This window comes from Stenotrophomonas maltophilia, from assembly GCF_001676385.1.
GTDB lineage: Bacteria > Pseudomonadota > Gammaproteobacteria > Xanthomonadales > Xanthomonadaceae > Stenotrophomonas > Stenotrophomonas maltophilia_J.
In genome coordinates, this window is record NZ_LYVJ01000033.1 from 1 (window position 1) to 412 (window position 412).

At 73.5% G+C, this 412-nt stretch carries 1 pseudogene; it reads right to left on the reverse strand.

From position 1 onward, the window contains the following. Positions 1–412, reverse strand: a pseudogene (locus A9K58_RS18805) (DUF3418 domain-containing protein); the annotation flags it as partial.

Consider the following 412-nt stretch of genomic DNA (forward strand, 5'->3'; position numbering starts at 1 on the left):
GCCTACCAGACCCTGCACCGGGCGCTGGCGTGGTGCCTGGAAATCGCCCTTCTCGGTGCGGTGGCCGATCTGCGTCGGCAGGCCCGCCACCAGCGCCCGGTGCAGGGTCTGGTAGGCAGCGGCACGCACGCGTTCGCTGAAGCCGCCGCCGGCGGGCGCCTGTTCCTTCTGCGCGCGCACGGCCACCGGTGCCGGTGCGGCCTCGGCCTTGCCCTCGCGGGCCAGGCGCGCGGCACGATGCAACTGGCCGCGGGTGGCCTTTACTGAGGCCGCGTCATCACGTGCCGGTGCCGGCGCACTGCTGCCGGCCAGCAGCGGTGCCATCGATGCCTCGCTGGCCTCTTCCTTCCAGCCCAGTTCCTCGCACAGCAGCCGCAGCTGGCGATGCAGCTCGCGCCACTCGCGCATGCGC